Annotated in this window: 23 protein-coding genes and 1 pseudogene; 15 read left to right on the top strand and 9 right to left on the bottom strand. The window is 69.6% G+C overall.

Annotated features, from left to right (window positions below; genetic code table 11):
* From Ae717Ps2_RS39625 to Ae717Ps2_RS31990, 4 genes are all read left to right on the top strand, one after another.
* The coding region (locus Ae717Ps2_RS39625) for a hypothetical protein (RefSeq protein ID WP_233147872.1) at nucleotides 1–401 on the top strand (401 nt) is incomplete at its 5' end.
* A gap of 424 nt (nucleotides 402–825) precedes the next feature.
* Nucleotides 826–978 (top strand): hypothetical protein, encoded by a 153-nt coding sequence (locus tag Ae717Ps2_RS37635; RefSeq protein WP_158071598.1) that lies wholly within the window; start codon nucleotides 826–828, stop codon nucleotides 976–978.
* Nucleotides 975–2,456 carry a helix-turn-helix domain-containing protein gene (locus Ae717Ps2_RS31995; protein WP_083702693.1) on the top strand — a complete coding sequence of 494 codons (1,482 nt, stop codon included), beginning with the start codon at nucleotides 975–977 and terminating at the stop codon, nucleotides 2,454–2,456. The genes Ae717Ps2_RS37635 and Ae717Ps2_RS31995 overlap by 4 nt, the downstream gene beginning before the upstream one ends.
* A 134-nt stretch (nucleotides 2,457–2,590) precedes the next feature.
* Nucleotides 2,591–2,923 carry a hypothetical protein gene (locus tag Ae717Ps2_RS31990; RefSeq protein ID WP_075334697.1) on the top strand — a complete coding sequence of 111 codons (333 nt, stop codon included), beginning with the start codon at nucleotides 2,591–2,593 and terminating at the stop codon, nucleotides 2,921–2,923.
* A gap of 49 nt (nucleotides 2,924–2,972) precedes the next feature.
* On the opposite strand, the gene Ae717Ps2_RS31985 is transcribed toward Ae717Ps2_RS31990, so the two are convergent.
* The 3 genes from Ae717Ps2_RS31985 to Ae717Ps2_RS31975 form a co-directional block, all read right to left on the bottom strand.
* Nucleotides 2,973–4,106: a hypothetical protein gene (locus Ae717Ps2_RS31985; RefSeq protein ID WP_143510791.1), complete on the bottom strand. Its 1,134-nt coding sequence runs from the start codon at nucleotides 4,104–4,106 to the stop codon at nucleotides 2,973–2,975.
* Nucleotides 4,107–4,386: 280 nt separating this feature from the next.
* Nucleotides 4,387–5,505: a DUF2637 domain-containing protein gene (locus Ae717Ps2_RS31980; protein ID WP_083702692.1), complete on the bottom strand. Its 1,119-nt coding sequence runs from the start codon at nucleotides 5,503–5,505 to the stop codon at nucleotides 4,387–4,389.
* Between the two features lie 1,420 nt (nucleotides 5,506–6,925).
* Complete coding sequence (locus Ae717Ps2_RS31975) at nucleotides 6,926–7,906, bottom strand: Scr1 family TA system antitoxin-like transcriptional regulator (protein WP_083702691.1); 981 nt, start codon at nucleotides 7,904–7,906, stop codon at nucleotides 6,926–6,928.
* A gap of 112 nt (nucleotides 7,907–8,018) precedes the next feature.
* Between Ae717Ps2_RS31975 and Ae717Ps2_RS39940 the strand changes: the two genes are divergently transcribed.
* From Ae717Ps2_RS39940 to Ae717Ps2_RS36830, 11 genes and pseudogenes are all read left to right on the top strand, one after another.
* Complete coding sequence (locus Ae717Ps2_RS39940; protein ID WP_304442465.1) at nucleotides 8,019–8,336, top strand: WhiB family transcriptional regulator; 318 nt, start codon at nucleotides 8,019–8,021, stop codon at nucleotides 8,334–8,336.
* Nucleotides 8,337–8,434: 98 nt separating this feature from the next.
* A complete protein-coding gene (locus Ae717Ps2_RS31965; protein ID WP_143510787.1) occupies nucleotides 8,435–8,710 on the top strand; it encodes a hypothetical protein in 276 nt (91 codons plus the stop codon).
* 123 nt (nucleotides 8,711–8,833) lie between these two features.
* Nucleotides 8,834–9,292: a hypothetical protein gene (locus Ae717Ps2_RS31960; protein WP_143510785.1), complete on the top strand. Its 459-nt coding sequence runs from the start codon at nucleotides 8,834–8,836 to the stop codon at nucleotides 9,290–9,292.
* Nucleotides 9,292–9,750 carry a hypothetical protein gene (locus Ae717Ps2_RS31955; RefSeq protein ID WP_075334691.1) on the top strand — a complete coding sequence of 153 codons (459 nt, stop codon included), beginning with the start codon at nucleotides 9,292–9,294 and terminating at the stop codon, nucleotides 9,748–9,750. The genes Ae717Ps2_RS31960 and Ae717Ps2_RS31955 overlap by 1 nt, the downstream gene beginning before the upstream one ends.
* Before the next feature lie 58 nt (nucleotides 9,751–9,808).
* Nucleotides 9,809–10,774, top strand: a complete 966-nt coding sequence (locus Ae717Ps2_RS31950) for a hypothetical protein (protein ID WP_075334690.1) — start codon at nucleotides 9,809–9,811, stop codon at nucleotides 10,772–10,774.
* 44 nt (nucleotides 10,775–10,818) lie between these two features.
* Nucleotides 10,819–11,118, top strand: coding sequence for a hypothetical protein (locus Ae717Ps2_RS37630; RefSeq protein WP_075334689.1), 300 nt, complete (start codon nucleotides 10,819–10,821; stop codon nucleotides 11,116–11,118).
* Nucleotides 11,119–11,236: 118 nt separating this feature from the next.
* Nucleotides 11,237–13,477 (top strand): hypothetical protein, encoded by a 2,241-nt coding sequence (locus tag Ae717Ps2_RS31940; protein ID WP_143510781.1) that lies wholly within the window; start codon nucleotides 11,237–11,239, stop codon nucleotides 13,475–13,477.
* 5 nt (nucleotides 13,478–13,482) lie between these two features.
* On the top strand, nucleotides 13,483–14,211 hold the full coding sequence (locus Ae717Ps2_RS31935) for an HNH endonuclease family protein (RefSeq protein ID WP_158071601.1): 729 nt from the start codon (nucleotides 13,483–13,485) through the stop codon (nucleotides 14,209–14,211).
* 769 nt (nucleotides 14,212–14,980) lie between these two features.
* Nucleotides 14,981–15,904: a hypothetical protein gene (locus Ae717Ps2_RS31930; RefSeq protein WP_158071600.1), complete on the top strand. Its 924-nt coding sequence runs from the start codon at nucleotides 14,981–14,983 to the stop codon at nucleotides 15,902–15,904.
* 171 nt (nucleotides 15,905–16,075) lie between these two features.
* Nucleotides 16,076–17,629: pseudogene (gene dnaB, locus Ae717Ps2_RS31925) on the top strand (replicative DNA helicase); the annotation flags it as partial.
* 207 nt (nucleotides 17,630–17,836) lie between these two features.
* On the top strand, nucleotides 17,837–18,739 hold the full coding sequence (locus Ae717Ps2_RS36830; RefSeq protein WP_158071599.1) for a hypothetical protein: 903 nt from the start codon (nucleotides 17,837–17,839) through the stop codon (nucleotides 18,737–18,739).
* A 69-nt stretch (nucleotides 18,740–18,808) separates the two neighbouring features.
* Here the strand turns inward: Ae717Ps2_RS36830 and Ae717Ps2_RS31915 are convergent, their stop codons facing one another.
* The 6 genes from Ae717Ps2_RS31915 to Ae717Ps2_RS31895 all read right to left on the bottom strand — a co-directional run bounded on the left by Ae717Ps2_RS31915 (nucleotide 18,809) and on the right by Ae717Ps2_RS31895 (nucleotide 24,490).
* On the bottom strand, nucleotides 18,809–21,430 hold the full coding sequence (locus tag Ae717Ps2_RS31915; protein ID WP_075334717.1) for a UvrD-helicase domain-containing protein: 2,622 nt from the start codon (nucleotides 21,428–21,430) through the stop codon (nucleotides 18,809–18,811).
* Between the two features lie 116 nt (nucleotides 21,431–21,546).
* A complete protein-coding gene (locus Ae717Ps2_RS31910; RefSeq protein WP_143510809.1) occupies nucleotides 21,547–21,999 on the bottom strand; it encodes a hypothetical protein in 453 nt (150 codons plus the stop codon).
* Nucleotides 22,000–22,772: 773 nt separating this feature from the next.
* Nucleotides 22,773–23,402: a hypothetical protein gene (locus tag Ae717Ps2_RS36825; protein WP_143510807.1), complete on the bottom strand. Its 630-nt coding sequence runs from the start codon at nucleotides 23,400–23,402 to the stop codon at nucleotides 22,773–22,775.
* A 7-nt stretch (nucleotides 23,403–23,409) separates the two neighbouring features.
* A complete protein-coding gene (locus tag Ae717Ps2_RS31900) occupies nucleotides 23,410–23,997 on the bottom strand; it encodes a hypothetical protein (RefSeq protein ID WP_075334714.1) in 588 nt (195 codons plus the stop codon).
* Nucleotides 23,994–24,122 (bottom strand): hypothetical protein, encoded by a 129-nt coding sequence (locus Ae717Ps2_RS39935; protein WP_255407983.1) that lies wholly within the window; start codon nucleotides 24,120–24,122, stop codon nucleotides 23,994–23,996. Before Ae717Ps2_RS39935 ends, Ae717Ps2_RS31900 begins: the two co-directional genes overlap by 4 nt.
* Before the next feature lie 29 nt (nucleotides 24,123–24,151).
* The gene (locus tag Ae717Ps2_RS31895; protein ID WP_075334713.1) at nucleotides 24,152–24,490 is read right to left on the bottom strand and encodes an Lsr2 family protein; all 339 of its coding nucleotides are present in this window, start codon (nucleotides 24,488–24,490) and stop codon (nucleotides 24,152–24,154) included.
* Nucleotides 24,491–26,603 lie beyond the last annotated feature (2,113 nt).

Genomic DNA, 26,603 nt, shown 5'->3' with positions numbered 1-26,603 from the left:
CTCAGCCGGACTCGGTCGATCTGCTTGCTGCGTCGCTTCGCCAGCCGCGCCACCTTCCGTCGCTGCGACCGACTCTCCACGACTCCTCCACCCCTCCGAGACGAACCCGGAGCCACAGCGACACCCGCCGCGACACCCGCACCGCCGACCGTGTCATCGCTGGCGCTCTCACCAGAGGGGTCGTGGTAGCGGTAGTGATCGGCGCCGGCGCCAGCTACAGCATCACCGGCGACGACGTGCTCTGGACCGACACGATCGCCACGACCGCGGCAGCCACGTTCAGTACGGAACTGGAGACTACCGGTGACCTGGGCCTACCGGGAATCCCGGACAGCGCCACCCAGACGACAGGTCAGCACCTTCGGTCTCGGTCAACGAACGGAGACTTGTTCACATGGTGACCGCCAGCAACACGATCGCTCAGGACGGACCGCTCTGGGTCGGCGGCAGCTATCGGTGCCCGACCTGCATCCGTGACCCGCGGGCGTTGATGTTCGGGGCGGTCGAGGCGGTCGTCTGTCATGACTGCGCCGGCCTACTGCTCACACCCACCAGTGACAAGGCCGACGCGGCGGCGGGGTGGGGCGGGGTAAATGCTGGTGGACCAGCGAGTTCCTGGGGCAGACGGTAGCGGGCGAACCCATCGGGACCCGACCCGCTACCGTCTGCATCCAAGTAATGACTGCGCCGCCGACTCCTCGGCAGGAAAAGCGGCGCGGTCACCCATCGAGTAGTCAGTTCCGGATCGACGTGGTCACTCGGACCGCGTATCGACCAGGCCGACTGCCCTGACCAAGCACTTCATGTGCTGGAAGGACTGTAGCGGTGACCTACAGAACCGTCGAGGCCCCCCTCGACCTCGATCTCGACCTCGACCTCGACCTCGACCTCGACCAGCTGTACTCGCGGGGGTCGGTGGCCGCCCCGTTTGTGCTCATTGACCTGGCCGCCTTCGTCTTGTTCGGGGGTGTGCGGTGAGCGTCGCGGTGATGGATGCGGTGTTCAAGTCTGATGTGGCGATGGCGTCGCGGCGGGCGGTGTTGCTGGCGATCGCTGACCACGCCAACGAGCGTGGGTTGTGTTTCCCGGCGGTGATGTCGGTGGCGCGGAAGACCGGGTTGTCGCGGGCGACGGTGTTCCGGTCGCTGAACGATCTGGAGCGTGAGGGTGTGCTGCGGCGTGCCCGGCGGCACCGTAGGAACGGGGCGTGGACCTCGAATGGTTACTGGATCCAGGTCGAGGTGCTCCAGGAGCGGAACCGGGCGAGGCTCCGGGCCCGGGTGGAGCTCGACACCCTCGAGGTGTTGTTCGGCATCACACCAGCCGCCGACACAGACGCCGAGCCGGACACCGGCTCGGCCCCCGGTTCGGTCCTCGACACGGGCGCCGGAATGGTCGACGGAGCGGTCGGTGCGGCGGTCGGCGCGGGGGCGGATCCGGCGGGTCTGAGGGGTCTGTCCGAGGCTCCTGGGGCGGGTCTCGGCGAGCACGTCGCCGGCCTGCCCGAACCGGTGTTTCCGCAGCTCCCCCCCCCGTCTCACGGTGAGACCCCCCCCGTCTCACCGTGCGACCCCACGGGGGTCTCACCGCGGGTTGCCTGGAACCGTCAGGTGACCGTCACGGGGGAGGCCACGCGCGCGAGCGCGCCCGCGACCGGCGCCGACCCGGTCCGGTCGGGCGGCGCTCGTCCGGACCCCGAGCGGGACACCCCGAGCAACGCCCCCCAGGAGTCCTCGACCCGAACACCCCGCCCGGAGGAAGCGGGACCGGCGGCGGCCGATCCGCTGGAGCAGCCCGCCCTGGCCGAGACCTCGGCGGCACTCGACGCGCTACGCCCGGAACCCGCCGCCGCACCGCCGGCCACCGTCCTGGCCGCCCTGGCCGACCAGGGCCCACCGGCCGCCGCTACTTCGGTCGTGTCTGACCTGGTCACCACCGCCGCGGCGCAAGCCCACACCCCGCCCACACCGGCAGCACCGGCGGTGCTGGTGCCGGACCCGGCGCGGCGGGAGACCTGGCGTTGCTCACGTCACCTCGCCCACCCCGACCCCCACGACCGGCCCTGTGGCGGCTGCGGAACGGTCCGCAAGCGGATGCAAGCCCAAGAGGCCCAGCAGGCCGCTACGGCCGCTCAGCGGCGCTCTGAGGCCGCGCAACAGGCACGGCAGCGCATCGCCGGCTGCGCCGAATGCGACGAGTACGGACAGGTCGTCGATCCCGCCACCGGTGACTACCCGCCCCTCGCGCTCAAATGCGACCACGTCACACCCGCTGCCGACCGGATCGCCCGACAGGCCCGCCACCTCGCCGCACAAGCCGCCACCGACGCCCAGGCCCGCCAGATCAGCCCCGACACCCGAGCACTGATCGAGTCCACCCGCGCCCGCCTGATCGCCCGCACCAGCACCAACGCCACGACCGGACGCCGACGCCTCAACCCGAAAACCTGGAGATAACCAGACAAACCGAACATGCCCGGATAAACCCGGCCCGGCCCGGCCCGGCCCGGCGTGGGCTCGTGAGCGCACGAGTCGGTGACAACCAGCGCCACCGCTGGTGCGCCTGCCTACCGGGCGCGCACAGTGCACCGGTGAACACGCCCCGCGACACCGACACCCCGGCCAGACCGGACAGCCAGAGTGATCGGCTGGCATGGCCGACCTGGACGTCGGGACCCGACCGCGCGGCCTCCCGGGCAGCGGCCGAAGCCGACACCGCCGTACTCAACCGCGCTGACCTGGTCGAGGCCCTCGCACGCGACCACCCGGCCAGGGACCACGCGCCAGCTCACCGCCGCACGCGCACCCAGGCCCCGACAGCGCCGGAGGGGCCCCGGCCGGCTACCGGGCCGTGGCTCGCCCTGGTGATCTTCGGCTTGGTCATCGTCGCCGCCATGCTCGTCATCACGATGACCTGGACCTGACGTTGTCTTCAGCAGCCAGGGCCCGGCCGCGGTCAAGGAAAAGTGCTCGTCAGGAGGTGGCGGGGACAGCGACCGCACGGGAAGGCGCGCTCACCTGGCCCACCGATGCGTCGACAGCGGCGATCCCGAAGTACTCGTTGACCAGAAACGGTGCGACCGCCGCGACCGGAGTGCGGTCAGCGCCGGTTCGGGCGTCGAGGACGGTCGGAACACCGTCACGGGTGTAGCCGTAGATCGCGCCGTGCCAGACCGTCGAGACCGCAGGTGGGACTCGGGTCCCACCGGTCTGATTGACGATGCGCCACAGCTCGGCGCCGGAATCGTCGAGCCCGAGCAGGACCTCGACCGACCGTCCACCACCACGCTGGCAGACGGTGACCGAGCGCTGGTCGCCGAAGCAGCTCCACCCGCGCCGATCTCCGTGCAACGGGACCGACGGCACCGGCCGCCCGGACGTGGCGTTGATGACCACCGAAGTGCTGGAGCCGTCGAGCAGGACCATGTCCCGCCCGACGGGGAACGCCGACCCGGCCGAGGTGCTGACCCAGCGTTGACGACCGTCGGCAACCGACAACCCACGCGTGTCCCGCGTGCCGGCGCCCCAGTCGGAGACGGTGACGATCACGGTGTCGCCGACGACCAGCTGGCCGGCTTTCCCCGGCGCGGTCCAGAGGACCTGCCCGGAGGCCAGGTCGACCGCAGCGGTGAACTCGTACTCGTTGGTACGGACATCGACGACCGCAGTCGCCCCGTGAACGCCGACTACGTTGACGTACTCGAACCACGGCCGGGAACCGGGCACCTCGCTTCCCGGAAGCGGGATCAGCGTGCTCTGGGCCTTCTGCCCGGTCGCCGAGTCCGCGGCGACGACCTCGACTCCGATCCCACCCGGGACCGTGCCCCGATCGGGGATCTTGACCGGGAACACGGCCAGCACCAGCCGCCCGACCGGGGTGTCGGCGACGACCGGCGGGCCGGCCGGATCCACGGTGCTGGTGCCGGTGTTGACCAGGTCGAGATCGACCTCCGGGTGCGGAGCATTATCGGGAAACAGACCGTCGGCCACCTCACCGGTCGTGAGATCAACCCGGACCAGGCCTTTCGCGCCGAGCAGCCACCCGTGCACACCGTCGAGGACCTCGACGATCGGGATGTCACCAGCGCCGCGCCCCATCTCACCCACCGGCGGACCGAAATCAGCGGGCGGATCGAACGCCTCCCGCACAGCAGCCGGAGGAGACACCACCTCGGCCACAGGCCCATCGTCGGTCCTGGCCGGCCCGGCTCCGCAACCGGCCAGGACCAGCAGAACCGCGACTGCAGACAGAAGAACACGAACGCCGCGACTGCACCGCGCACGCCTACCGATCATGGCTCCCAGTATCGCCGGTGATCATCACCGGTTGCGCCGTCACCGTGTCCGCGCCGACCGGTCCGTCGGTGCCCGGGGCGGTATGGCCTGGTCAGGCAGGAGTGAGCTGGGTACTCGCCCGGCCTGCGCCGGCCCGCGGCGCGGGCCGGAGATGCTCGGCCGGCGGCAGAAGACCGCGATCACGCAGGCTGCGCTTGGCCTTCGCCGCGGTCCGGTTCCCGCCGATCCTCCGGTCGACCTCAGCCAGCGACAGATCCTCACCCCGGTCCCAGGCCGCCATGAACAACGCTTCGGCCCGGCCCTGCTTCGTCTGACCCGCCACCCCGGACCCACTACCGACGTTGGCGTCAGCCGGTGCCACCGCAGGCAACGGGACCGTGTCGCCCGGGTCGCGGCCGGGCTCGACAACCGCCCCAACCAGCCCCGCCGCAGCCGGAGCTGATGCTGGGGACTGGGCGGGTGAGATCGCCGGCAGAGTCATCTGCGGGACCGGTGTCATCTGCGGGACCGGTGCCGCCGCGGGCTCCAGGGCCTCACCGGTGACCGGGCTGTCGACCGCTGCGGTTCCGCCGCGCCCGGCGCGGCCGTGCTGGATCGCCCGGGCCCGTCGGCGGGTAGGGCGGAGCACAATCGCGATCAATTCCAAACTGACCGCGAACGCGACCGGCGGGAACAACGCCACCATCCACGCCGCCACCGCCGCCAACACCGACCCCGGCCGCACCCATTCACTCTCCGGGACAACAGAAGCGGCGTTCGCCAACAACGTGACGATCATGCCGAACGCGAACGCCGCCCACGGCCCGAACCCGACACGCTCACCCCGGGTGCGCCGTGACCACACCACCACCAGTGCGGCGGCGAGGAGCCCGTCCACCGACAACGGCAGCCAATACGCCAGAGCAGATCCGGGGTTGAACCGGGCCGCGACTTCCTGCAAATGCCAATACGACGCCACCGCCGCGGGCAGCCCCACAGAAGCAACCACGAGAACCGCGAGAACACGCGGCCACACCGACGCCCACAAACCTTGTGGCCCACCATCCGCAATATCGGCGAGCTCCGCGGCGTCCTCCGGACCAGACTGTTCCCGCCAGCCCCACAGTTCATCGCCAGAACCAGACAAGGTGCTGTCGGGCGAAGGACCGCCAGGCGTGGTGGCGTCAGATCCGGCGACACCACCGGTGGGCCTGAGTTCGTGAACAGTCATCCCCGCTCCCTCGTCCCGACTGCACGCGCAGTGGCCGCACTGACATTACACGACCCCATCCAGACGAGAATGCGCGACGACCCACGAGTAGGCGTATCGCTGCCGCAGCCGAAAGAAAAACCAGCCACAGGAGATCAGCTCCGGAAAGGTTCACCCCCCGGCGGCGCGGAGGGGGTGCGCGGAGGGGGTGCGCGGAGGGGGTGCGCGGAGGGGGTGCGCGGAGGGGGTGCGCGGAGGGGGTGCGCGGAGGGGGTGCGCGGAGGGGGTGCGCGGAGGGGGTGCGCGGAGGGGGTGCGCGGAGGGGGTGCGCGGGGGGGCGCGGAGGGGGTGCGCGGAGGGGGTGCGCGGAGGGGGTGCGCGGAGGGGGTGCGCGGAGGGGGTGCGCGGAGGGGGTGCGCGGAGGGGGTGCGCGGAGGGGGTGCGCGGAGGGGGTGCGCGGAGGGGGTGCGCGGAGGGGGTGCGCGGAGGGGGTGCGCGGAGGGGGTGCGCGGAGGGGGTGCGCGGAGGGGGGGGGGGGGGGGGGGGGGGGGGGGTGCGCGGAGGGGGTGCGCGGAGGGGGTGCGCGGAGGGGGTGCGCGGAGGGGGTGCGCGGAGGGGGTGCGCGGAGGGGGTGCGCGGAGGGGGTGCGCGGAGGGGGTGCGCGGAGGGGGTGCGCGGAGGGGGTGCGCGGAGGGGGTGCGCGGAGGGGGTGCGCGGAGGGGGTGCGCGGAGGGGGTGCGCGGAGGGGGTGCGCGGAGGGGGTGCGCGGAGGGGGTGCGCGGAGGGGGTGCGCGGAGGGGGTGCGCGGAGGGGGTGCGCGGGGGGGGGGGGGGTGCGCGGAGGGGGTGCGCGGAGGGGGTGCGCGGAGGGGGTGCGCGGAGGGGGTGCGCGGAGGGGGTGCGCGGAGGGGGTGCGCGGAGGGGGTGCGCGGAGGGGGTGCGCGGAGGGGGTGCGCGGAGGGGGTGCGCGGAGGGGGTGCGCGGAGGGGGTGCGCGGAGGGGGTGCGCGGAGGGGGTGCGCGGAGGGGGTGCGCGGAGGGGGTGCGCGGAGGGGGTGCGCGGAGGGGGTGCGCGGAGGGGGTGCGCGGAGGGGGTGCGCGGAGGGGGTGCGCGGAGGGGGTGCGCGGAGGGGGTGCGCGGAGGGGGTGCGCGGAGGGGGTGCGCGGAGGGGGTGCGCGGAGGGGGTGCGCGGAGGGGGTGCGCGGAGGGGGTGCGCGGGGGGGGGGGGGGGTGCGCGGAGGGGGTGCGCGGAGGGGGTGCGCGGAGGGGGTGCGCGGAGGGGGTGCGCGTCACGCTCTGTGCTTGTCCAGGAGGTAGACAAACCACTGGACAAAGACCCGACAAGCGGAAGGACCCTGCCGTCCTACGCGCGTGCGGGCCCGCACGCGCGTAGGACGCACGCCAGCACGCCCGGCCCGTTGTCCAGTTGGACAACGGGACAATCACGCACCGTCATGCCCACCGTCGCCGCCGGTGTCGCCCGACTCGCCGCGGCTCATCTCCCGAGCGAGGCTCTCGACGAACTCGACCGCCTGATCCCCACGCCAGCTGTGGCGCTGATAGGCGCGGAACCGGTCGATGTGCCGCTGAGTGCTCTCGGGGCCACTCTCAGGCGACTCCTTGAGCTCTGTATGTACGACCACGTCTTCCATTCCGCTCTGAGGGGCGAGGTGAATCGCAACGCTGGGTGCATCGTTAATGGAGAGTGGCCCACCGATCGGATAAACGTCAAGAGTTAGCCGATCTTGCTTGGCGAGAGAGCCGATCCAGATCAGTTGATCCACGAGGACTCTCTGATTTCCAGAAAGCCCCCTTAGGGCGCGCTCTGTCAATATCACTTCCAATCGTGATGACTGCTCATAGATGACTCGCTGGCGAGACACTTTTGCGAACATGCGGGCTGCAGTGCTCTGTTTTGAGTACTGCGACTCAATCTGAACCCCTTGGAGCATGTAGGAGGAGGACTGGAGCAGATCGGGAATTCCCGATCGGTGCCATACGAGGATTCTTTGGGCCTCGGATTCCAGGGCAGAGAGGTCTCCCTGGCGAGCGCCCCAGCCGCCAATTGGCGCTCCGCGCCATGAGATCTGCAAGGGGGCAGCCTTGCAGACTAAGGCGGAAATTTCTGCGCGGTCCTCGGTGGAGGCACCAGTTTCCCTCGCCCATCGCTGCGCCTCAGGGTCAGATATTTTTGTTTGGCCTGATTCAATTCTGCTTATCCGCGATTGATCGCACCCTAAAATTGCAGCAAGAGATCGCCCTGAAAGATTCGCAGACAGCCGGAGTTTCTGAAGTATCTCGCCAAGGTGGCGCTGAACATCGGCGCGGTCACCAGTCAAGCGTGCCGCCTCCTTGGTTGTTGGACGAGCAGTCACGGCCGGCGCCGGCACTTGCCTCTTGACGCCTCGCTGGCGCCGCCGCATACTCTGATGCTTAATGTTGGTATGTGCCACGTTAGACGTGGTGCTGGTGGTCGGGCCCCGGCGGACTGTTCCTCCGCCGAGGCCCTTTGTAGGCCACCCCGAGCATGAAGAGGTGACCCACGTGGTCGAGCGTAGTCCTGTCTTTGACGATGATCCGGGACCTGGGATCCCGGTCCCGGTGGTGTTGTCGTCGCATCCGGGTCGGCGCTGTGTCGGTGTTGATCCGGAGGTGTTCTTTCCGGTGTCAGAGCTGGGTGTGTTGCAGGCCCGGCTGGTGTGCACCGGCTGCCCGGTGCGTGTCGCGTGTCGTGAGTGGGCGACCGCGACGGGCCAGGACGGCATCTGGGGCGGCACTACCGATGCCGAGCGCGCGAGCCAGCGGCATGCGGATATCGCCGCCGCGGCTGGTGTTGGGGCGGTGGCGGCGTGATACCAGCAGCGGTGACTGCTCAGCCAGAGCGCGGGGGCCCGCGTGCTCGGCGTGCGTATGCGCTGTTGCGGCGCGGTAAGGCCCGGAAGGAAGTGTTCGTGTCGGCCTACGGTCAGGCGTCCACACCGGCCGAACGGCTGGTCGTAGCGTTCGCCGCGGTGCGTGCGACGTTGCCGAAGCCCGAGGCGGTAGCACCGGAGACCGCGCGCCGCGTCGACCGTATCGCCGATGACCTCGCGGACCTGTTCGCCGAACTCCACGCCGGGCAGGAACGTGCGGCGGCGTCCGCGATCCGGGCGAAGCAGCGCACCGCCGCTCGCAGCCAGGCCCGCCGCGAGCAGCGCCCCGCCACCGCCGCAGGTGGTGAGTCGTGATGGATGTCCGCGCCCGTTGTGTGTTCTGTGGTCGGTCATTCGAGATGCCACGTGATGGTGGCACGCCGCCGCGGGCCTGCGGCCGGTGCCGTCACCGGCACCCCCGGAAGGGAGGTGGTCGTCGTGTCGCAGCCGATCTCTGACCACCAGCAGCAGGAAGAGTCGGCGGTGGAGAGCGCGGGCCGACCGGGTCTCTACGTCGTCGACCCGGCCGCTCCCGGCGGGTCGAACCCGGCCAGTCCTGGGGCCGCCGCCGAGCCGGCCGCCGCGGTGGTGACGCCGTTGGCGCCGTGGGACCAGCGCCTCATCGACGTAGTCCGCGACCTGATCGAGGCCCGGCCCCGGTGGAACCAGACTCCGCCGTCATACGCCCAGACCTGGGCGTACTCGCGGTCCGGGGACTGGACCACATCGCAGAACCCGCTGGTGAGAGCCGTGCACTCGGTCCTGACGCTGGCCGCCCTGGCCGTGGTGTTCCCGCTGGACTGGCTGTGCAACGTGATCCGGGACAAACCGTCCGGGTTCATGATCACCGTTGTCGTTATCGCACTGCTCGTGCTGTCGCTGTCGGGCGGTGGGTGATGTCGTGGTCGATGTTCATCCCGTCCTCCATGCCTGCCCTCGGCGCCCTCGCACTCGTCCTCGCGGTACTGCTGGTCTTCCTGGATGTTCCCGGTAAAGGCGTGGACTGGGAGAAAGTCGCCGCCGTGTTGGCGGTGGTCGGCGGGTTCGGCGTCGGCGGCGCGTCCGCGGGCTGGTTCGGCGTCCTGTTCCAGAATCTGTCGGGTGGGGCCCTGTCCGGTGCTGGGCAGGTCACCGCCCAGCTCGTCGGAGTCAGCGCGGTGGGTGCGGTCGCGGCCGCCGCGGCCCTGTGGGCTTACTCGCGGCTGCGTGGGTCGGGGATCACCGCAGCGACGAGGTCGAAGTCGCTGCTGGTGGTCGCCGCCCTGGCCCTGGTCGGGACCGTCCTGGCCGGTGTCCCGCGTCTGTACCCGGCCGCGGATGCGTTCATCGCCGCCCTCGCCGCATCCCTCACCTGATGACACCGCAAGTTCTAGCTGTGTGCCGATACAGCGCTAGAAAAGGAAGGAGTGGCTGGTGGAAGCGTTCTTCCTGACCTGTGTCGTCGTCGCGTTCTTCGTGACGAAAGGCCGTACCGACACCGCCGCCTACAGCAACGGCAAAGAACCACCCGGCCTCGCGCGGGCGCGGATGCGCCACGAGAACGCCGGCGGGGCCCGCACCAGCTCGGGGCGCCCGACCGGGCGGGGCGCGTTCGGACTACTCGTCGCCTCCCGCTGGGCGAACGCCTGCCAGGCCGCTCAGCAGCGCGGCGAACACCGCGCCGCCCGTCGGCGGGCGTGGTACGACGCGACCGCCCCGGGTCGGGATGAGCGCTGGCGTGCCGCCCAGCAGCGGCGCCTGGAGCGGGCGGACCGGGCGCGGGCTCGGTGGGCGCACGCCCGTGGCCTCACCGCAACCAGCACCGACAGCCCTGGCACTGGTGCCGGCGCTGGTGGCGGTGTGTTGGAGCTGTGGGGCCGCCGCCGCGACACCCGCACCAGCGCCGGCCCCGTGACGGGGTCGGCGGGGGGTGCGGTCGTGGCGACCGATGATCCCGGCCTGCCCAGCCGCGTACCGGCCGCTGACGGGCAGGTTCCCGCGGCCCGCCCGACCCCGGACGGGAACGGGGACGGGGAAGCCGTGGATCCGGACGTGCCCGCGCCGGCGACGGAGTCCCCGCCGTCCACCAGCACGACCACGTCTACTACGTCTACTTCTTGTGGAGGTCCAGGAATGTATGAGGCCGCTGTCACCCGACTGGCCGCCGCGGCGGACGCGTGTGGCGTCTACCGCACCCAGCTGTCCGGGTTCACCGACCGGCTCGCCGGGCAAGGCTGGGGTGAGCAGGTCACCGGCCCACTGTCGGATTCGCTGACGGTGCTGGCCGACGCCGAGAGCGCCTACCGGGACCTCGCCAGTCAGATGCGCGCTCAGGGCGACCAGGGCCGGGACGCCTACGAGGCGGCGCCCTATGTGCCGGGCCCACACGCCGTCCTCTAACCCGCTGACAAGCGCACACGCCAGAAGGAACGGAGCAGAAGCCCATGACGGCAGTACTGGATGGTGACGGGAACCACGAATACATCGCGGCGGCGTTGCGGGACGCCGCCACCGATCTGGAACAACTCATCGCCGGCCACCGGGTGATCGCCGACGAGTTCGAATCCCACGGTTGGGTCGGCCTGGACGCCCTCGACGGCGTGGGGGGTCAGCTGGGCGGGGTGATCGACTCGTTGTCGCTGGTCGCGGAGCGGGTCGGGGTGGGTGGGCAGATCGTCGCCGACGCCCACACCTCCCACCACATGATCGGCCGCGCGTCGAAGGCGTCCCTGGGCCACGCCTGACCTGGTGGGTTCGGAGTCCCGCCCACACCCGAGTGGTGTGGGCGGGTGCTCCGACTCCATCACCACAGCACAGCGCCGACCACGCCGCTGACCAGGAGAAAAAGGAGGGAGAACAGTCATGACTCGGGTGAGGTCTGCATCGACGATCACGCGCAGGACGCGGTTCGAGCACGCCGCCCGGCTCGCCGCCGAGCGGGCAGCAGCCCGGGAGAAGGACCGCGGTGACGGCGCTAGTGAGACGGCGCCATCAGGTGCCCATGCGGCGGCGTTCTGGTCGCGGGTGAAGGCCGCCGTCGTCCCGACCGGTGACCGGGGCGCCCCGCTGGAGGTCGGTGGTGATGATCGGTGCGAGAACGCGCGGCGGGTGTTGGTCGCGGATCGGAACAGTCGTCGGCGCTGGCCCTGGATCCCGGCCGCCGCTGGTGGTGGTGTCGGGATGGGCGGGCACTGGATCGGCGCCGCCGCCGCCGCGCTCGGCGCCACGACAGACCCGGGAGTGTTCGCCGGCCCGGCTGCCGCGCTCCCGGTCGCTGCGGCCGTGCTGGGCGCAGCCCGTTACCGATCCCATGTCGGCCGGTGGTGGCCTGAGTTGTGTGTGAGTGGTGCGGGTGCATCAGTTCTGGCCCACGCACTCGCCACGACGGGCCCGTCGCCGCTACTCGGCGCCGCCGCAGTCCTCGGCACGACCGTGCTGGGCACCCGTTGGTGGCGGGCCCATCCGCTCGGCCCACAGGTCGCGCCGTTGACGTCATCCGAGCTGCCGGCGCTCGCCCCGCCGGACCCCGAACACGACCGGTACTGCCTGGCGTGGGCGCAGACCAACGGCTCCACGACCGGGAAGGTCCCCGGCTCCCGGCTGACGAACCGTGTCGACGGGCCCTACACGACGACGTTCGACGTCGTCCTGGCTCGTGGTGTGCACACCATCGCCGATCTGCTCACCCACCGGGTCCGCCTCGCCGGCGGGCTCGGAGAGCCCGCCGACCGAATCCTGTTCGCCCCAGCCGGGGCGGGACAGAGCGCGGCGCGGGCGCGGTTGACGGTCATCCACACCGACCCGGTCGCGCAGGTCCGCTATTTCACCGCGCCACGCGTGCACGACGGAACGATCCAGGGTGTGGGGCGGGCGGTCGACGGAACCGGCGAGGTCGACGTCGTCATGTGGAACGACTCCGGGACCGTGCCGACGATGATCGTCGGCTCCACCGGCGGCGGGAAGTCCGGCGCCACGAACATCCTGACCACCGCCGCACTGTCCACCGGCGTCCTCAACCTGCTCTATGCCGACCCGAAAGGAAACTCCTCCACCGCCCTCGCCGCCCGCGCCCGGATCGCGGTCATCGGCAAACACAACGTCCTCGCCCTGCCGAGGCTGATCGGCGCGATCCTGGAAGCACGCGCCCAGATCGCCGCGCAGGCCGGCTCGGACCTGATCTTCCCCAGTGTCGAGATGCCGGGGTGGATGTTCCTGCACGACGAGTACTCCTTCGTCGCCCACGACCCGACCACCGCCGCGTTGTGGACCGAGACCGTGAACACCGTCCGCGCGCTCGGCGTGTGGGTGGTCGGCTGCAACCAGTCCCAAGGACAAGCCGCCTGGGGCGGTGACCACGCCCGGTCGGCGTTCGCCTCCCAGGTCATCGCGTTCCGCACCAACTCCAAATCGTCCTCGGACCTCGTACCCGGGCTGGTGTGCGACCCGAACGAGCTCCCCCTCGACGACGCCCGGCCACGACGCCCGATCCCCGGGATGGCCGTCCACGCCCACCTGGACGCACCCGTCCGCTGGGACTGGCTACCCAGCGACGCTGACGCCACCCGGATGACCGCGACGGGCCGGCCGGCACCCGAGCTGACGGTGTCGACCGCGTTCGACCGGCACTTCGCCCAGCCCGAGCTGCATCCACTCGACGACGCCGCGATCACCACCGTCCTCGGACCCGCCATCAACGGGCGGTGGCAGATCGGCGGCCTCGGCGGCACCCACCACCTCACCGACGGCGGCGCTGCCGGAGCCGGAGCCGGGGCTGGGAGCGGGCGGGGCGGGCTTCGGCGCAGCCCGCAGCCGTCCTGGGGAACCCGCACCGCCACCGCCGACACCCCACCTACACCTGCATCTGCACTTGCGCCGGCGGGTGTGGTGTCGCCGGTGCAGGCCGAGGTCCTCGCCCTCATCGAGGGCGGCACGGTCGCGACCGGGGATCTGGTCGCGGCGGCGGCGGCGTCGAAGGCTGCGGTGCACGACGCCCTGGACACACTCATCGGGCAGGGGCGGATCGCCCGGGTCGCCCGCGGCCGCTACCAAACCGTCGCGACCGCCGCCCCGACTGCACCCGCCGAGACGGGCTCGACATCATGAACCGGATGAACCCGACACACGGACGACAACCGGGACGCCACCCGGGGCTGCGGTCGGGGCGGTGGGCGGTCGGGGACCGCCGCGCGGCGACGCTGCTGATGACCGTGGCCGCGGTGGGCGTGTTCGTGCTGGTCGAGATCTGGGCACTCCAGCACGACACCGGCAACTCCGGCGACAACTCTGCCGCTGCCGGGTCAGCGGTAGCGGCTGGTCCGAACGGGGCCGGCCCGGTGGATGTGTCCGGGCTGCGGATCGCCCCGGACCGGCACGGTCGTGACTACCGCCGTGAGGCGTTCGGACCCGGATGGGCGCCCGCGGTCGGGCCGGGCTGCGACATCCGGGACTACGTCCTGGCCCGGGACCTGACCGACACCACCACCCGCAACACCTGCGATGTGACATCGGGCACACTTCAGGATCCGTACAGCGGGCAGACGGTCACCGGGCCGGCGAGACAGATCGACATCGACCATGTCATCCCGCTCGCTCTGGCCCACCGGTCCGGCGCGCACGCCTGGACCGACCGGCAGCGGGAGGTGTTCGCGAATGATCCGGACAACCTGCTCGCCGTGTCCGCGCAGGTCAACCGGTCGAAGTCCGACAAGGGACCGGAGCAGTGGATGCCGCCGGTCGATGCGTGTGTCTACGCCCACGACTTCGTCCGGGTCGCCACCCGCTACCAACTCACCGTCACCGCAGACCGGGCCGATGCGCTGCGTCGGGCCTGCACGTGAACACCACCGCGGGCCGGGCCGGTGGAACCTGCCGGTGCCGCAGATGAACCAGTCGACTACGGTCTGTCCCCAGACAACGACAAACGGCCCCCCCTGGCAAGGAAAAGGGCCGCGAGTCGTTCGACAAAAAAACCCAGCCGTGAGGCTGGAAAACCAGCCGTGAGGCTGAGATGGGAGAAGTCTAACCATGACCGGCCAGCCCCACCACCCCGGCCACCCCGACCACCCCGGCCGTGGGCCGTCTATGCCTGTCGACCTGGGCGTTGATGCCTCCGGCCGGGCGGATGACCGGTTCGTCTCGGTGGCCGGTGACTCCCCGGTCGATGCGGCGGTGCCGTTCTGGATCGCCGCGTGCGTGCGGCTTGCACCGCCGTGTCGTAGCGACGGGCGGGCCATCAGCACGGCCGCGGACAAGGTCCTGACCGCCGCGCAGGTGCTGCTGGCCGACCGGGTCCGCTCGACTGATCCGGAGCGGGTCGAGCTGGACCGCGCGAAACTCGCCCGCTGGTGCGGCTACGAGTCGGCGAACAAAGCCGGCTGGCTGTTCGACTACCTCTCCCAGATCGGGTTCCTGCGGATCGACCGGCACTACGTGCCCGGGCAGCGCGGCCGGGCGGCCGACACGTTCACGGTCTTCACCCAACCACCCATCGGGTATGTCGGACCGCGGACCTACTCCGAGCTCGACCGCGCCCTCTCCGATCCGACAACACCCACTCGCTTATTCGTCGCCCCGCCCCGCCCGCACCCACCCGGCCCCGGTGCCCAGATGGGCACGAAGATGGTGTCGGCCGCTATTTCCGCAGGTCAGGGTCTTGATGCCCATCTGGGCATCTTCTCTAGATCGATCGACTCCTCTCCGAGGAGTCGGAGAGGAGAGGAGTCGATGGAGCCCGTGCCGGGCGGTGCGGCGGAGCCGCCCGCCACGGGCCACCGCGAACCGGCCGGTTCGGCCGGTTCGGCCGGTGCTGTCGGCGCGGGGGCCTCCGCGGAGGCCGGTTCGGAGGTCGGCGCGGAGGTCGGGGCTCTGGTCGCGCGGTTGCCGTGGGTGGAGTGGGCGCAGACGGCCAAGCGGGCGTCGTCGTCGTGGCGGCCGACGGTCGACGATGTCGAGCGGGTCGGGTCGGCGATCCAGTCCGGTCTCGACGCTGGCATCACCCTCGTAGAGGCCTCTGAGATCGCCTGTGCGGCGATGAGAGACGCCACGGGTACTCAGCCGGTCACCTACGTGTCTCAGGCGTTCACGCGGCATCTGAGCCGGTGGTTGCGGATCATTCAAGTCGCGTCTCTCGACGAGAACCCGCTCCCGCTGGCACCCGCCTCGTCACCGTCTCGTGACGCCACCTGTGACACCACTCGTGACGTCAGCTGTGACACCTCACCTATCGCCGTCGGCTGCGAGACTGGTGCTGAGACCAGCCCTGACCAGCACGCGAACCCCGACCACGCCGATCGCGGCGATCGTGGCGGCCAGGATCGTGGCGGCCAGGATCGTGGCGGCGCCCTCTGCGACTCGGCTCTTGCCGACCCGGCACCCGGGCCCGCGACCCGCGCCGGCCGTGAGGCGGCGATGGCGATGATCCGTGCTCACCTCGAGACCACCACGGCCGGTCGCCGTCGGGCGGCCCGCCACCGGGGTGCGGTCGGCCTCGACCGGCCAGGGCTCGACCGAGCAGTGGCGGTGCCGGTGTGAACCTGCCGGAGTTGCTGACAGGTGCTGCCGCGCCGCTTCCGGTCCTCGCCGCCTGGGGGCGGCTGCGGTCCGGGTCGGCTTGCCCACGACCCGGTGGGCAGTGGTGTCGCGAGTGTCTGGGTGACCGACCCGGTGAGCGTTGATGGGTGCGGTGCCGGTCAGGATGGCGCGGTGAGCGACCCGTCAGGCACCTCCCCGTATCCGGGGGAAGCGGCGATGCCGGAGGTGGGGGTGGTGCCGTTGCCTCCGGAACCGGTCGCCGACGATCAGGTCCCTCCCGATCCTGTTGATCCTGCCGGTTCGGGTGCTGCCGGGCCGCTGCGCGCGGTGGATCCCTCCTCCCCGCGGCGGGCGACGACCCGGGCCTGGGGACGGTCAACATCGGGGGCTGCGGAGTCGTCGGGATTCGATCGTCAGCCGCCGCAGGACCTCACCGCCGAGCAGTCGGTGCTCGGCGGGATGCTGCTGAGCAAGGACGCGATCGCCGACGTGGTCGAGGTGCTGCGCCCGCCCGATTTCTACCGGCCGGCGCACCAGACGGTCTACGAGACGATCCTGGACCTCTACGGCCGCGGTGACCCCGCGGACGCGGTGACGGTGTCCGCGGAGCTGCAACGCCGCGGGGAGCTCGTGCGCCTCGGTGGCGCCCCGTACCTGCACACCCTCATCGCGACCGTGCCCACCGCGGCGAACGCCGCCTACTACGCCGAGATCGTCGGCGAGAAAGCGATCCTGCGGCGCCTGGTCGAGGCCGGCACCCGGATCGTGCAACTGGGCTACCACGGCAACGAGTCCGGCGAGGTCGAAGAGGTCGTCGACCGGGCCCAAGCCGCGGTCTACGAGGTCACCGACCGCACCACCACCGAGGACTACACCGTCCTCGAAGAGCTTCTCCAGCCCACGATGGACGCCATCGACGCGATCGGCTCCCAGGGCGGAGCGGCAGCGGGTGTCCCGACCGGGTTCACCGACCTCGACCGGGTCACCAACGGTCTGCACCCGGGGCAGATGGTCGTCGTCGCGGCCCGGCCGGGTCTGGGCAAATCGACCCTCGGTCTGGACTTCGCCCGCTCCTGCTCCATCGGCCACGGCATGACCAGCGCGTTCTTCTCGCTGGAGATGAGCAAGTCCGAGATCGTCATGCGTCTGCTGTCCGCGGAGGCGCGGATCCGGCTGGCCGACATGCGCGCCGGCCGGATGTCCGAGGACGACTGGACCCGCATGGCCTGCCGCATGTCGGAGATCTCCGAAGCGCCGCTGTTCATCGACGACTCCCCGAACCTGACGCTGATGGAGATCCGCGCCAAAGCCCGCCGGCTCAAGCAACGCCACGACCTGAAGCTGATCATCCTGGACTACCTGCAGCTGATGACCTCGGGCCGCAAGGTCGAGTCCCGCCAGCAGGAGGTCTCGGAGTTCTCCCGCCAGATCAAGCTCCTCGCGAAGGAACTCGAAGTCCCGGTGGTCGCGATGAGCCAGCTCAACCGGGGCCCCGAGCAGCGCACCGACAAACGCCCGATGCTGTCGGACCTGCGCGAGTCCGGCTCGATCGAGCAGGACGCCGACATGGTCATCCTGCTGCACCGACCCGACGCGTTCGAAAACGACGACCCCCGCGCCGGTGAGGCCGACCTGATCCTGGCCAAACACCGCAACGGCCCCACCGTCACCGTCACCGTCGCCCACCAACTGCACTACAGCCGCTTCGTCTCGCTGGGCGCCGAAGACCCCTTTCAGCAGCGCCCACCAGCGGCCTCGATCCGCCCCGCCGGGCCCCGCACCCTCCGCTCCCACCTATGAGCCTTTTCCAACCTGTTGTCCGTAGTTCAGCCCGGGCCCGGGCGCACCCGCTCCGCTGGTATTCGTCCACCTGACCTGCACAAGCAGGTCAGCGAAGGCTCATACACAATCATGTGAAATAGGTGATCGATAATGGCTGAGTCCGATTATGTTCGGAAGCTTGTAGGAAAGCATGGTGAGGTGTTCTCCTGGATCGTTGAGATGTCGGCGATGCCGAAATCTATGGTGTGGAACATGTGCGGCGGGCTGACCGGTGTGGAAATGGAGCAGCTGCTGCGCCGGTGGGAGAGAGCCGGGCTGGTCAAAACTGCCACGGTCGGTACCGTGCGGTGGGTGTGGTGTACCACGTACGGAAACGAGATCGCCGGTGCGGCTCCCTACCGGAACGAAATACCACCGACGGAAACCACGTGGCGGCACCTTCGAGCGGTCTGTCTGGTCCGTGCCGCGATCGAATCCATGGGCGGTGAATGGATGTCCGGCCGCTATCTACGCTGGGAATCCGAACACCGCGCTCCCGCCCCGACCCGACCGCGGACACCCACTCAGAAAACAGGTAGGACTCCCAACGGGGCGCCGCCCGGCCCGCTGACCTATCCCGATGGTCTGGCCTGGCTGGTTCCCCGCTCGACCGGCACGGGATGGCCGTGGCTGGTCCGCGTCAACCTGAACGCCAACCTGAACGCCAACCTGAACGCCAACCTGAACGCCAACCTGAACTCGTCCTCGTCGTCGGACCCGTCGTCGGACCCGTCATCGCATTCGGAGGCGACCCCGGGGTGGGATGAGGACTGGACAGCGCTGATTGCCACCGGTACAGCGCTGACCTCCAGCGAAAAGTTCTGTGTGCTCTACGTCGTCAGCGACAACTCCTACGGCCTCGCTGAGGCGGCGCTGGAAACACGCCCCGACCGAGACCGATTCCAACTCCAACGCCTGAGCGAGCTCGCTCCACTCGGCAAACAATGGTTCAGAACCCGAACATCCAGCACCAACTGGAATCCCCGAACCGGGACACGCCAACCAGATCGGTGAACGCGATGCTCGTCGCATGAAAACGAGAACGGATCACGATTTCACGTTGCTGGGGAAGGTGTGATTCGGTTACCAGCGGGAGGCGAGGCCGGTCATGACCCGGGCCCAGCGGCGGGCCTCAGCGGGGATGGTGGGGTCGGTGGGGTGGCGGGTGGCGGTGCAGGTGCGGTGGGCGGCGAGGATCTCTCCGATGCGTTGCGGGTCGCGGTCGTGGTGCAGGTCCTGGCTGTCGGCGGGGTCGTGGCCGGCCGCCTGATAGCGGCGAGCACCGCCGATACCGCCGCCGCCGCTGTCGGTGTCGATGGTGCCGATGCGTAGCCCGGTGTGGTGCTGGGTGCTGTGTGTTGGGTGCCGGGTGCGGAGGGCGGCGGGTGGGTGGTGGATCCAGTCGAGGCTGCCGGGGTCGAGGTGGTGTTGGGCGCGGGTGACCGCGACGTAGGCGAGGCGGGCGTAGTCGGGGTCGAGCTCGATGATCTTCTCCCCGGGGGTGTCGGGGTCGGGTTGGAGCGGGGGTGGGGGGAAGTCGCCGGCGATCCGCACGACGGGCCATTCACGGCCTTTGGCTTTGTGTGCGGTGGAGACCACGACCTCGGCGTCGGGTTCGGCCGACAGTTGCTCGAGGGTGGTGAGGACGGCGGGGACCCCACGCCGGTCGATGATGTCGACCAGGGGTTTGAGGTCGTGTCCGGCGGGGTCGTGCTCGGCGTAGTCACCGACGGCGTCCCAGCTGGTGAACAGCTGCAGTTCGGGGTGGTTGGTGGGACGCCCGGCTTGTAGGTCCCGCGCGGCCAGGGCCAAGGCGCGTAGTGGGCCGCAGCCGCCGCAGAGCGCGACCCGGCGGCCGGCGGCGAGCAGGGCCATGACCTCGCCCATCGCGCCGCCGTTGGTGCGGCACAACACCGCATCCGGCACATCCCCACCGGCCTCGTCGAGGGGGCCGATGGTGCTGGCGAGGTCGGGGTTACCGGTCAACCGGAGGGTTTGCCCGGTGTAGGGGAGCCAGCGGTTGGCTTCGTCGGCGATGGCGGCACCGAAGCGGAACGACCGCGACAGGGTCAATCCGACACCGTCGAAGTCGGTCATGACATCGCGGGCGCCGCGCCAGCCGTAGATCGCTTGGGCGGAGTCACCGACCATGACCAGCTGCGCGTGCCCGCGCTGGTCGCGGAAGATTTTCTCCAGGGCGGGGTTGGTGTCCTGGGCCTCGTCGAGGAGCAGGAACGCGCAGTCCAGACGGGGTCCGGTCAGCGCCCACATCTTGAAGTAGTGATCGTGGCTGAACGGGAACACGCCGGTGCCGCCATCGCCGTCGCCGGTGCCGTCGGGATGCTGGAGGTCGTTCCAGATGCGGCGGGCGTAGTCCACGACGATCCCGGCGAAGATCCGGTGGGCGCGACGGTCGGGCATCCCGGTCAGGTAGGGGACGTGCCGGCGGCTGATGGTGTCGTCGGCGGAGTGGCAGAAGTTCAGGACGGTCTTCTGCGCCGCAGCGCACTGCCCGGTCGGGGTCACCCTCCGTTCACCGAAGGTCAACGGGGTGTCGATCCCGAGAACAGGGGCGAGGTCGGTGCTCGGGATCCGGGGTGCGTTCAGGCGGGCCTGGTAGCGGTGCCCGAGGGCGGCGTAGGCGAGGGAATGGGAGGTCACCGCCTGCACCGACGGGGGGAACGAGGCCCCGGCTTCGGTGGCGATGGACTTGTTGAACGCCAGATACAGACCCCGCGCGGTCGTGGTCGCGGCCAGGGCACGCAGGGTGGAGGTCTTCCCGGCCCCGGCCCCGGCCTGGATGGTCAGGTCGTAGCCGGCGGTGAACGCCTCGACCGCGGCCCGCTGCTCACCGGTCAACGGCTTTCCCGGCGTCTTTTTCCTCGTCGTCTTCCCTGCTGCCCGGGGTCGCGGCGCCGCGGCGCGTTGCCGGGGCACCGACGGGGACCCGGTCGTGTCCGGTGCGGGCGTTGTCGGTGCGGGGGTGTCGCGGGCGAGGGTCGTGTCGGCGATCTGCGCCCGTTCCTGTGCTCGGGGTGGGTGTCGCAGGCCGATCCCGGCGGCGGTGAGGATCCCCAGGTCCAGCTCCCACGTCCGAGCCGAGCGCTGTTCCCAGGTCCGGATGGCCTCAGCGATATGCGCGACGGCCTGCTCCTCGGTCCAGCTGTTCACCGTGCACAGGTGTGTCAGGGCTTCCTCGGTGCGGCCCTGGACGTTCGCGTATCCGAAGTGGGTCACCAGGTGACAGCCTGAGCACAGGCACACCAGACGGCGCAACGTTTGCACCCCGGTCGCGTCGTCATAGGTCCAGCGTTCGTGGACATCGAGATAACGGGCGATGTCGGGCCGGCGGTCCTCGCCGCGGCCGCAGGCCTCGCAGCGATACCTGGTCCGTCTCAGGACCGGGCGGCGTAGCCGCTCCCAGTCGGCAGGGTCGACACACGAGCGGACGTTGGTGAACCAGCACGAGGACGGGACCAGATCCACGAACAGCCCGTCCCCGACCGTGCGGTCCTCCCCCGGCAGCACCTGGGGCACCTCCGGGCGGGCCGCCCACCGGGCCAGCGCCGCGGTCGGCGGGGCCGGATCGAACCACCGCCGTGCCCGAGCGTCCCAACGGGCCCCCGCCGCTTTCGCGACGTCCTTCTCCACGAACGGAACATCCAGCCAGCACCGGTCGGGGCTGCGATCGGGTCGGGCCACCATCACCTCTCCGAAGGTCCTCACACACCCAGTGCGTCGACCCAGCGTGTCGATGAACACTGTGAACACCGTCCAGGATCGCACATATCGGCCCTATCGGGTTCCTTCTCCGGGACAGCTCAGGAGAACAGTTCGGCGCGTAACCGGAGTTCGTCGCGGTCGGCCCAGGACACGCTCATCGCGTCCCCGGCGACGGAGGCGAGTAGTTCCGCGGCCTGCGCGGGGTCGAACTGGTCGGGTAGCGCGGCGATCGCTGCGCTGATCCCGGCACGGAGTGCCGCGATCCCGCCCTGCAGGCCCGGGTTGATGCTGGTGGCGATGACCTCGACCCGCACGACGAGGACGTCCCCACCCGTCTCGCCCGGGTCGAGGGGGCGCCCGGTGACTCGGTCGTGGTCGGGCCCGGCGTAGCTGTCGACGATCTGGCCGCGGCGACGGGCCCGTTCGAGATGGTTCCCCACGACCCGTGAGATCGCGACGAGGTTCTTCCCCGGCAACGGGAACTTCTGCGATACCGCGACCACCACATCACCCGGCCCCATCCGCGCCGCGATCCGTTTCTCGGCACTCACAGCCCGCTCCCGCCCCGAAGAACACGAACACGAACCAGGGTGGGTGTATCTGCGTCGCCGATCATTCCGGACGCACCGGTGAACCTCATTCGACCCAGGATAGTGCCGCCGGCCGCGCGCCGTTCGAGATGTCGAGCACCGGGCCGTAAGACGTGTGACCGCTGCGCTCAGTCGAGCGAGCCCGGCACCGGTCTGTCGCCTCCGCCGCCGGTGTCGAGGTCGAACAGGGTGGTCTGGAACGGCGGCGCCCGCCGCGCTGCGGCCCGGCTGCCGGCGAGGGCGCATTTACGGCAGTTCGCGGGATCGTCGGTGGCTGTCAGGTCATCGGCGGCGGCGAGCCCCGCCCACCCTACGCCCATGACTTCGTCCGGGGCGCTACCCGCTACCAACTCACCGTCACCACCGAGCGTGCCGATGCGCTGCGGCGGGCCTGCACGTGAACATCACCGCGGGTCGGGTCGGTGGAGCCTGCCGGTGCCGCAGGGCCAGTCGCGTCACCGGCCGCTTTTTTCACTCCGGAAAGAATCTGCTAAACGAGTCGCGCCTTCGACGAGATCGAGCATCTCCAGCAACAATCGTGCGTCATTCGAGTCGTGGGCGCGTGACACCACCACGCCCGCCGCTCGCGCCGCAGTAACGGGGTCATGATCCGCGCTGCTACCGGACCAGCGAGTCGAATACATGTAGCTCGGATCGCTCCCTCCTGGCATCGATTCGTCCCCTATTCCAGGAAATCTGTCGACGGTAGGGGCTCAACGAGACCCGCTGTCGGATCAGAATAATCCCCCACCTGCAGGCGACGCACCTGTGCTCGTTATTCGTTTCTCGGTGGTTTTCTTTTTAGCGGCCCGTCGTGCAGCGTTACGCGCAGCGATGACTTTCTGGAGTGAAACATACATGCCGCCGACATCGCCATACGGTTTAGCGGTTGGCGGTAACTCCCGGGCCAGCCGGTACTGCGTCCACGACCTGTATACCCCCGGAGCTAGCTGCTGTAACGACAAGGCCACTTCCCGGGACAACACCCGTCGCCGGCCCGCCATCACCACTGCCACATCAGCCAGTAATTCCCGAGGCTCCCCCGCCGCTGTGTCGTCAGTCTCGGGTTCCCTCGCCGCTCCAAGACTGTGAGTGGGAAAATCGGTCCCCGCCGTAATCGCGGGAACGGATGCAGAAACAGTGGAGGCAGAAGCGGGGACGTCAGGAGCAGTAAGAATGGCGGGGATGGAGGCTTCGATCCGGCCTGCGTCGATGAATGGCTTTAACGCCGTGAGGAGTCGTTCGTATTCGGTGTCGACCAGGTCGATCTCCACCCGCATCTGATCGATTTGCAACTCATGGTGGGCGACATCGTCGGACTCGACACCGGTGATGTCGCAGAACCGGACCGTGCGAACGCCCACGACCGGGTCAGCTGCCTGTCACGGCGGCATCAGCACCGGCAGCTGCGGGGTCTGCGGGGTCGTCTGCTGTGGTGGCTGCTTCGGCGGCGGCGCGCTGCACCGCTGCTAGTGTTGCGCCAGACAACGCTTTCGACGCGATGGAGTCGCCCACTTGTCGCGGTGTCATGAATCCTGACCCGCTGGGGGCGAGGTACTGCTGCCCGTCGGTGCCGACCCGGTACTCCAACGTTGAGGCGACGCGGCGGAACCGGGTCCGGCCCCCGGCCTGGGTGCCTTCCCACTTCTCCACTTTCACCGCCAATCGGCAACACCCGCACCGCAACCTGCGCAGCAACAGCCCGGTCTCGTCCACGCCGGTGAAGTGGATCCCTGCCTGCCGGATCGTCGGGAACAGGTGCCGGCCCCGTTCCCGGCAGGCCAACACCTCATCCGACACCCCATCGACATAGGCATCAACATCATCATCGGAGGCCCGCGGCCGCGCCCCACCGGTGTGGTCGGTCTGCTCACCCTGGATCGACCGCACCGCGCCCGCTGGCTGCGTTCCCGCCGCCGCGAAGTCCGGGAACGCAGCCATCTGTTCCATCGCCGTCATCCGTTCACCATGAATACGTCGTACTCGTCGTCACCGAATCCGACCCGTCGATCATCGGCGTCCACCCCAGCATCAGTAGCGTCGAAGTCGGCGTCGAAGTCGGTGGCGGTGTCCTCGATGCTCATCACAGCTCTCCCTGCTGCGCCTGGCCGAGTCAGTGGTTCTGGGCGTAGGCCTGCGCGACCTCTGCGGGGATCCGGCCGCGTTCTGACACCGCATACCCGTTGTTCCGCGCCCACGCCCGGACCCGCTGGTTCTGCGCCCGCACCTCATCGGTCGCTGCTCGTGCCGAGCGGCGCGCCGCCCGGGGCCCCACACCGACATCCCGGCGTGCCGCAGCCACGAAATCAGCGACCGCCGCCCGGAACAAGTCCACGTTCTCCGACTTCAGGTCGATCACATACGACTTGCCCTCCACCTGGAACCGGATCGTCTCATCCGCCGGGCCCCCCTCCAGGTCGTCCACCAACTCCACCCGAGTCACCTGAGCCATAGCTTCAACCCTACTTCTTCGACGCGCCCGATATCGGGCCTGTTCCACGATCGGTGTTCCCGGCCCGCCCCGCCGGGCTGCGTTCTGGCGGGATGGGCACTGTGAATGATGACATCGTATCTTGCGCGTCCGCGCAAGGGGCGCCGGCGGGAGAGCTTTTTCCGGAGGAGGCCGCGGCGGCGTCGCTGGCGACCGAGGAGAAGGCCCGTGGTCGAGCATCGAGGTGCTCTCGCTGGGCCTTTTTGACCTGTTTTCCTGGGTCAGGGCTTGGCGGTTCGTGGATCTGCGCCGTGACGGCAGCTCAGGAGACGGTGGGCGCGGCGGCGCCTCATTCACATGACCGCGCTCGGTGCTCGTTATATGCGGACGAAGGACCTCTCTCCTCACGGCGACCTGAAAGGGTGTCGTTGTGCGCGTTGAAGAGCGGAGAGCTGCTCACTGATAGTGAGGTGGAGGGGGCATGGCTTGGTTTCGTTTGTTCTCGGTCGGGGTTGTGGTGTGGTTTTAGGGGTTGCTTTATCGGTGGCGCTGTTGGGGCTGGTGTGTCTTTGTTGATCTTGCTGTTGGGGTGGTGTGGGTCGACTTGGGTCGGGGCTTGTGAGGGTGAGGTCTGGGAGCGTCGGTGGTGTAGCCGAGGGGGTGATCGGCTTTGATGTGGCTGTGAAGCGGCTGGAAGCGCCTGGGAAGCGGCGTTGGTGTTTTTCTGTGGTTGGGTGGGCCTGTTTTTAGGCTGTGGCCTGCTGGTCTAGGGTGTCGGGCTGGGGGTCCGCCGCCCGACACCACCCCCAGCCTGCTTCGCTGACGGCCGGGGGTGGTGTCGGGCGGCGGCCCCCCAGCCCGACCGGGTCACGGAGGGACCCGATGTCACAGAATGTAATTCAATGCCTTTTTAAAAGCAAGGTCAAGGTCAACGGACTGTGGCTTCGGTGGTGGTCGGGTTGGTTTGGGTGTAGCTGTTTGTAGGTGGGGTTTGTTCGTCTCGCTACGCATCGGCGTAGTCAGTCCTTGATTTAGTTTGTCGAGGTGGTCGAGGGGGGGGTGATCTTTGTGTGGTGGTCGGGGTTGTTCGTCTCGCTATCGCTTCGGTGTAGTCCGGGGTTGTTGTTGGTGGAATGTGCTGGATGAGTGGCTGGGGAGGGTGGTTGTGGTGTTAGGGGAAGTTGGAGGTCGGGTGCGTGCGCGGCGTCGGGATGCGGGTTCGGTGGTGTTGACGGCTCGGGATGCGGCGTTATTGGAGATTGCTGCGCATCAGTATGGGTTTCCTTTGGATTTGTTGTCGGATGTGTTGGGGGTGTCGGCGCAGGCGGTGCATGCGGTGGTGGGTCGGTGGCGGCGTGCGGGGTGGGTGCGTACGGGGAAGGTGGATGCGGGGGCGATGTGGGTGTGGCCGTCTCGGACTTTGGCGCGGGAGTTGTTGGGGTGGGATGTTCCGGGGTGGATGCCGCGGCAGACGGTGTCGGGGCATGTGCGTGCGGTGGCTGCGGTGCGGTTTCATCGGGTTGGTTTGGATGTGGGTCGGTGGGTGTCGGAGCGGGAGTTGCAGCATCGGACGGGGTGGCGTCCTCGGGGTGCGCCGGTGCCGCATATGCCGGATGGGGTGGAGGTTTTCCCGGATGGGCGGCGGGTGTTGGTGGAGGTGGAGTTGTCGCGGAAGACGCGGTCGCGGTATTTGGAGCCGCTGCCGGGAGATGGGGGGGCGGATATGGTGAAGGGTTTGTTGTCGGTGGTGGTGGATCGTGCTCGGGAGTTGGATTGTGTGGGGGTGATGTATTGGTGTGCCCCGAATGTGTTGAAGCAGGTTCAGGATGTTGCGGGGGAGTTCGTGGATCGGGATCGCGCGCGGCGGGCTCGGGCTCGGGACCCGGAGGCGTGGGGTGCGGAGGTGCGGTGGGCGATCCGGGATATCAGCGAGGTTCCGTGTTGGGAGCCGGGGCCGCATCGGTCGGCGCGGTGAGAATCGATAGCGCGCCCTGAATCGGACCTATCCTGTACCGATGTTTCCCGAGGCTGTTCATCAAGCGTTCGCGGCGTGGCGGTCGCAGACCGCTCTTGACCTTGGGTGTGGTGTGGTGAGTGAGCCTTTTTCAACCTGACCGAGGACCCGCCGCGAAGC

This window comes from Pseudonocardia sp. Ae717_Ps2 (genome assembly GCF_001932475.1).
GTDB lineage: Bacteria > Actinomycetota > Actinomycetes > Mycobacteriales > Pseudonocardiaceae > Pseudonocardia.
The sequence above is the reverse complement of the archived record's forward strand: the minus strand, read 5'-3'. Positions and strand labels throughout refer to the sequence as shown.

What these genes read in the sequence shown, in the direction of transcription:
- Ae717Ps2_RS36830 (WP_158071599.1), top strand. Translation starts at nt 17,837, where the DNA reads ATGGCTGAGTCCGATTATGTTCGGAAGCTTGTAGGAAAGCATGGTGAG.
- Ae717Ps2_RS31915 (WP_075334717.1), bottom strand. Translation starts at nt 21,430, where the DNA reads ATGGTGGCCCGACCCGATCGCAGCCCCGACCGGTGCTGGCTGGATGTT.
- Ae717Ps2_RS31980 (WP_083702692.1), bottom strand. Translation starts at nt 5,505, where the DNA reads ATGACTGTTCACGAACTCAGGCCCACCGGTGGTGTCGCCGGATCTGAC.
- Ae717Ps2_RS37630 (WP_075334689.1), top strand. Translation starts at nt 10,819, where the DNA reads ATGACGGCAGTACTGGATGGTGACGGGAACCACGAATACATCGCGGCG.
- Ae717Ps2_RS31955 (WP_075334691.1), top strand. Translation starts at nt 9,292, where the DNA reads ATGTCGTGGTCGATGTTCATCCCGTCCTCCATGCCTGCCCTCGGCGCC.
- Ae717Ps2_RS31975 (WP_083702691.1), bottom strand. Translation starts at nt 7,906, where the DNA reads ATGCGGCGGCGCCAGCGAGGCGTCAAGAGGCAAGTGCCGGCGCCGGCC.
- Ae717Ps2_RS39935 (WP_255407983.1), bottom strand. Translation starts at nt 24,122, where the DNA reads ATGAGCATCGAGGACACCGCCACCGACTTCGACGCCGACTTCGACGCT.
- Ae717Ps2_RS31900 (WP_075334714.1), bottom strand. Translation starts at nt 23,997, where the DNA reads ATGACGGCGATGGAACAGATGGCTGCGTTCCCGGACTTCGCGGCGGCG.
- Ae717Ps2_RS31930 (WP_158071600.1), top strand. Translation starts at nt 14,981, where the DNA reads ATGGGCACGAAGATGGTGTCGGCCGCTATTTCCGCAGGTCAGGGTCTT.
- Ae717Ps2_RS31895 (WP_075334713.1), bottom strand. Translation starts at nt 24,490, where the DNA reads ATGGCTCAGGTGACTCGGGTGGAGTTGGTGGACGACCTGGAGGGGGGC.
- Ae717Ps2_RS31935 (WP_158071601.1), top strand. Translation starts at nt 13,483, where the DNA reads ATGAACCCGACACACGGACGACAACCGGGACGCCACCCGGGGCTGCGG.
- Ae717Ps2_RS31940 (WP_143510781.1), top strand. Translation starts at nt 11,237, where the DNA reads ATGACTCGGGTGAGGTCTGCATCGACGATCACGCGCAGGACGCGGTTC.